The 5072-nt window shown below is 72.1% G+C and carries 6 protein-coding genes and 1 pseudogene; 2 read left to right on the top strand and 5 right to left on the bottom strand.

Annotated features, from left to right (window positions below; all coding sequences use genetic code 11):
• Nucleotides 1–783, bottom strand: a 783-nt coding sequence (locus ACTHNQ_RS12565) for an HflX GTPase family protein (protein WP_440333835.1), incomplete at its 3' end; no start/stop codon positions are given.
• 118 nt (nucleotides 784–901) lie between these two features.
• Here ACTHNQ_RS12565 and ACTHNQ_RS12560 point away from each other — a divergent pair.
• Together ACTHNQ_RS12560 and ACTHNQ_RS12555 are read left to right on the top strand one after the other, a co-directional pair.
• Entirely contained in the window at nucleotides 902–1546 is a 645-nt protein-coding gene (locus ACTHNQ_RS12560; RefSeq protein WP_440333833.1) for a class I SAM-dependent methyltransferase, read from the top strand.
• Between the two features lie 15 nt (nucleotides 1547–1561).
• Nucleotides 1562–2515, top strand: a complete 954-nt coding sequence (locus ACTHNQ_RS12555; RefSeq protein WP_440333831.1) for a Dyp-type peroxidase — start codon at nucleotides 1562–1564, stop codon at nucleotides 2513–2515.
• 34 nt (nucleotides 2516–2549) lie between these two features.
• Here ACTHNQ_RS12555 and dapF read toward each other — a convergent pair whose 3' ends face one another.
• The 4 genes and pseudogenes from dapF to ACTHNQ_RS12535 all read right to left on the bottom strand — a co-directional run.
• Complete coding sequence (gene dapF, locus ACTHNQ_RS12550; protein WP_440333829.1) at nucleotides 2550–3422, bottom strand: diaminopimelate epimerase; 873 nt, start codon at nucleotides 3420–3422, stop codon at nucleotides 2550–2552.
• A gap of 34 nt (nucleotides 3423–3456) precedes the next feature.
• Complete coding sequence (locus ACTHNQ_RS12545; RefSeq protein ID WP_440333827.1) at nucleotides 3457–3879, bottom strand: GNAT family acetyltransferase; 423 nt, start codon at nucleotides 3877–3879, stop codon at nucleotides 3457–3459.
• Nucleotides 3876–4838 carry a tRNA (adenosine(37)-N6)-dimethylallyltransferase MiaA gene (miaA, locus tag ACTHNQ_RS12540; RefSeq protein WP_440333825.1) on the bottom strand — a complete coding sequence of 321 codons (963 nt, stop codon included), beginning with the start codon at nucleotides 4836–4838 and terminating at the stop codon, nucleotides 3876–3878. Before miaA ends, ACTHNQ_RS12545 begins: the two co-directional genes overlap by 4 nt.
• Nucleotides 4831–5072, bottom strand: a pseudogene (locus ACTHNQ_RS12535) (tRNA (N6-isopentenyl adenosine(37)-C2)-methylthiotransferase MiaB); the annotation flags it as partial. The pseudogene ACTHNQ_RS12535 and the gene miaA, both read right to left, overlap by 8 nt.

The raw sequence follows: 5072 nt of genomic DNA, 5'->3' as shown, positions 1-5072 counted from the left end.
CGCCATCTTGGTGCGGATGCGGCGGCGGTCGAGCTCGATCTTCGTCTCACCCGGACCGCGCGAGCCCATGCCGGCGCCGCCGGCGCCGACCTGGCCACCGGCCTGCCGGCTCATCGACTCGCCCCAGCCGCGCAGGCGCGGCAGCAGGTATTCGAGCTGCGCGAGCTCCACCTGCGCCTTGCCCTCGCGGCTCTTGGCGTGCTGGCTGAAGATGTCGAGGATGACGGTCGTGCGGTCGATCACCTTGACCTTCACGACATCCTCGAGCGCGCGGCGCTGGCTGGGGGCCAGCTCGGTGTCTGCGATGACCGTGTCGGCGCCGACGGCCGCGACGATGTCGCGCAGCTCCTCGGCCTTGCCGCGGCCGATGTACGTCGCCGGGTCCGGGTGCGGACGCCGCTGCAGCACGGCGTCGAGCACGACCGCACCGGCGGTCTCGGCGAGCGCGGCGAGCTCGCGCAGGGAGTTCTCGGCCTCTTCGGCCTGCCCCTGCGGGTGCACGCCGACGAGGACGACGTTCTCCAGCCTCAGCTGGCGATACTCGACCTCGGTGACGTCCTCGAGCTCAGTGGAGAGCCCGGGCACGCGGCGCAGCGCGGCGCGCTCCTCGCGGTCCCACTGCTCGCCGTCGCTGTCGGGGCGTCCGATCGTGGCCTCGTCCTGCAGCGCCTGGGCGGCACCGAAGACGTGCACCCCGGACCGCGCGTCGGCGCGCGACAGCACCCGATCCACCGGGTCCACCGGCGTCTCGTCGGTGCTGCGGGGTGTGGTCGTGTCGGTCATGTGTTCCTTACGTCGGTTGGTGGAGCCTTTTCGACCGTGACCGGCCGGTTGAGGCATCCGTGAATTCTAGTCCTGCGCTGTGGGCATGCGGGTTGGTCCTCCGCTAGGCTCGTCAGCCATGGGCGGCGATCACTACTTCAGTGCAACCCCCGCCAGTCCCGAGAACCTTCGGCGCGTCCGCGTCCGTCTTGCAGGCCGTGACCTCGACGTCACCACCGCGGGCGGCGTCTTCAGCCCCGACCATGTCGACTCGGGCACCGCCGTGCTGCTGGCGAACACACCGCCGCCGCCGGCCGGGGGCGACTTTCTCGATCTGGGCTGCGGCTGGGGTCCCATCGCGCTGAGCCTTGCCCTGGACGCACCGCACGCGACCGTGTGGGCGGTCGACGTCAACGAGCGCGCCCTCGACCTCGTGCGTCGCAACGCCGAGGCCCTCGGGCTCTCCAACATCAACGCCTCGCTGCCCGACGATGTTCCCGACGACGTGGTGTTCCGCACGATCCGCTCGAACCCGCCGATCCGCGTCGGCAAGAACGAGCTGCACGGACTGCTCGAACGCTGGATCCCCCGGCTGGACGAGCGATCGGATGCCTGGCTCGTGGTGCAGCGCAACCTCGGGTCCGACTCCCTCCAGCGCTGGCTGGCCGCGACGTTCGCGCACGGCTACAGCGTGCATCGGTCCGCGACGGCGCGCGGCTTCCGCGTGCTGAAGGTGCGACGTCACGGATCCCCGCCCACTGAGGACATCCCCATCATCGACTGATCCGAGGAGCCGCACGTGTCGGAAGCCCGCCGCGTCCCCATCGAACCGCAGCGCGTCGATGCGCCCCTCACCCGCTCGGCGGTGTTCCTGGTGCTCACGGTGCGCGACACGCCCGAAGCCGCCGCCACCGTGCGCGGCGTGCTCGGCGATCTCGCAGACGTCACCAAGAACGTCGCGTTCCGCGATCTCGCGGCGTCGCTCTCGTGCACCGTCGGGGTCGGGGCAGCGCTCTGGCCCCGGGTGTTCGGCGCCGACCTCCCCCGCGAACTGCACGAGTTCCGCACCATCCAGGGCGCTGCGCACACCGCGATCAGCACACCGGGCGACCTGCTGTTCCACATTCGCGCGGACCGCCGCGACCTGTGCTTCGAGCTGGAGCGCCAGCTCGTCGATCTGCTCGGAGACGCCGTCGACGTCGCCGACGAGACGGAGGGCTTCCGCTACTTCGACGCGCGTGACCTGCTGGGATTCGTCGACGGCACGGCCAATCCCGTGGGCGACTCGCTCCCGGAGGCGACGCTCGTCGGTCACGAGGATCCGGCTTTCGCCGGCGGCAGCTACGTGGTCGTGCAGAAGTACGTGCATCCGCTCGAGGCGTGGCGCACCCTCACCACCGAGCAGCAGGAGGCGGTGATGGGCCGCACGAAGCCCGACAGCATCGAACTCGACGATGCCGGCCCCGCCGAGCAGAAGTCGCACAAGACGCTCGCCACCATCGTGGACGAGTCCGGCGACGAGCACGACATCCTCCGCGACAACATGCCCTTCGGCGCCCCCGCGCACGGCGAGTTCGGAACTTATTTCATCGGCTACGCGCGGCGCCTGTGGGTGATCGAACGGATGCTGGAGCGCATGTTCATCGGCGACCCGCCCGGCCTCCACGACCGGCTGCTGGACTTCTCGACGCCACAGACCGGCTCCGCCTTCTTCGCGCCGTCCGCGACGCTGCTGGAGTCCCTGGCGGACTGACCGCAGGGTTCACGCCGACACCGCGGCGGGCGGCTCAGGCGAGCGTGACCTCGCCCGTGTACACCAGGGTCGCCGGCCCCGACAGCAGCACGTGACGCTCGCCGCCGACCTCCGGCATCCGCACCCCCAGCGTCCCGCCCGGAACATCGACGACCCAGCGGTCCGGGGCCGCGGGACCCGCCCAGTGACGCACCGCGAGCGCGGCCGCCGCGACGCCGGTGCCGCAGCTCAGCGTCTCGCCCACCCCGCGCTCGAACACGCGCATGCGGATCGAGCCGACGCCCTCGTGCACCAGCGGGTCGCTCGGCACGACGAACTCGATGTTGGCGCCGTGCGGCGGCTCGGGGCTGAGCAGCGGCTGCACGGCCAGGTCGAGCGCTTCGAGCTCGGCCTCGTCGGGCAGGGCCACGACCACGTGCGGGTTGCCGACGTCGATCCCCACGCCGGGCCGCGGAGCACCGCCGCCGCGCGTGCGCACGAGCACCTCGGATTCGTCGACGCGCCAGGCGCCGAGGTCCACCTCGTAGCCGCGTTCGTTGCGGGTGACCGTCTTCACTCCCGCGCGCGTGCCGACCGCGAGGGGGCCCGCATCCACATCAGCCCAGCCGACATCGACGAGGTAGCGCACGAAGACGCGCACGCCGTTGCCGCACATCTCGGCCTTCGAGCCATCGGCATTGCGGTAGTCCATGAACCACTCCGCGCCGGACGCCGCGGCCTCCGCGCCCTCGTCGATCGCCGCCGAGCGGACCACGCGCAGGATGCCGTCGCCGCCGATGCCGAACCGCCGGTCGCACAGCACGGCGACCTGGTCGTCGGTGAGGTCGAGCGCGCCGTCGGGATCGGGGACGATCACGAAGTCGTTGCCGGTGCCGTGGCCCTTGGTGAACGCGATCGTCTGCGGCATCGTCCCAGTCTACGGGCGGCCCCGCGCCGCGGGATCAGTCCGCGATCAAACGCTTGCCGGTCGCCCAGACGTCGAACGGCTCATAGCCGAGCTCGTCGTAGAAGCCGCGGGCGATGCCGTTGTCGGGACGCACCATGAGCTGCACCTTGGGGCATCCCATCTCGAGCAGCAGCTCCTCGGCGCGCTCGACCAGCTGCCGGCCGATGCCCTGGCCGCGGCGGTGCGGGTCGCTCGCGAGGTAGTAGAGCCAGCCGCGGTGACCGTCGTAGCCGGCCATCACCGAGCCCACGACAGCGCCGGCGTCGACGGCGACGAGGAAGAGCTCCGGCTGCACGCGGAGCTTGCGGTTGATGTCCTGGTAGGGGTTGTTCCAGGGTCGCGTCAGCCCGGCGGCCTGCCAGAGCGACACGACCGCCTCGGTGTCGGCGAGTTCGAAGGGACGGATCTCGGGGGTCATGCGTCCGAGTCTGCCAGGGTGGCGGCATCCGCCCCCGACGCCACCCAGTGCGCGCCGTCGTACCGCTTGAACCACGACACCTGACGGCGCGCGTACCGGCGGGTGAGCGCCTGGGTCTCGGCGATCGCCTCGGCCTCGGTGAGGTCGCCGGCGAGCTGGGAGAGCGCCTGCGCGTAGCCGATGGCACGGCGCGCGGTCACCCCGTCCTCGAGCCCGCGTTCCCGCAGTGCGCGCACCTCGTCGAGGAGCCCGTCGCGCCACATGCCCTCGACGCGGGCATCGAGCCTCGTCACGAGCTCGTCGCGCGGCACCCCGACCGCGATGATGCGGGTGTCGGCGTGCCACAGCACCGGAGCCTCCGGCAGGGCCGCACCGTGCGTCCGCTCCCCCAGTTCCAGCACCTCCAGCGCCCGGACGATCCGCCTGCCGTTGCGCGGATCGACCTTCTCGGCGGTGGCCGGGTCGAGCGCGCGCAGGCGTGCGAACAGGGCGCCGGGCCCGGTCGCGTCCAGCTCGGCCTCCAGACGCGCGCGCACCGCCTCGTCGCGCGGCGGGAAGCGGAAGTCGAACAGCACGCTCGACACGTACAGCCCCGAGCCGCCGACGAGGATCGCATCCGCTCCGCGTGAATGGATGCCCCGCACGGCCGCGCGGGCGGCATCCTGATACCAGGCCACCGCCGCATCGTCGGTGACCTCGAGCGCGTCGAAGAGGTGGTGAGGGATGCCGCGCCGCTCCTCGACCGGAAGCTTCGCCGTCCCGATGTCCATGCCTCGGTACAGCTGCATGGCGTCGGCGTTCACGATCTCGGCCGCACGTCCGCGCGCGGCCAGAGCTTCGGCGAGGTCGAGCGACAGGGCGGTCTTGCCGGTGCCGGTGGCGCCGACGACCGCCCAGATGTGCCGCGCGGACGTGCGGGGCCCGCTCACCGCGGGGTCGGGCGTGGTGGCGTCAGACACCGACGCGCAGCGTGGGAAGCCCGAGCGACACCGCGCGCGGTGCTCCCGGCTCTCCGGCCGGTGCGGGGATCGCGCACGATTCGGCCTGCGCGCGATCCCAGGCGTCACCGGAGCGGGTGCGACGGATGCGCAGCGGCGCTCCGTCGGCGGAGTCCGCGAGAAGGTGGAACGGCGCCGCGTGCGTCACGACGACCGAGACGACGTCGCCGGGGCGAGGCGTCTCGGAGCCCTCGG

It is taken from the genome of Microbacterium sp. (assembly GCF_051953575.1).
In the GTDB taxonomy this organism is placed as follows: domain Bacteria; phylum Actinomycetota; class Actinomycetes; order Actinomycetales; family Microbacteriaceae; genus Microbacterium.
This window is presented reverse-complemented; position numbering and strand designations above follow the sequence as displayed.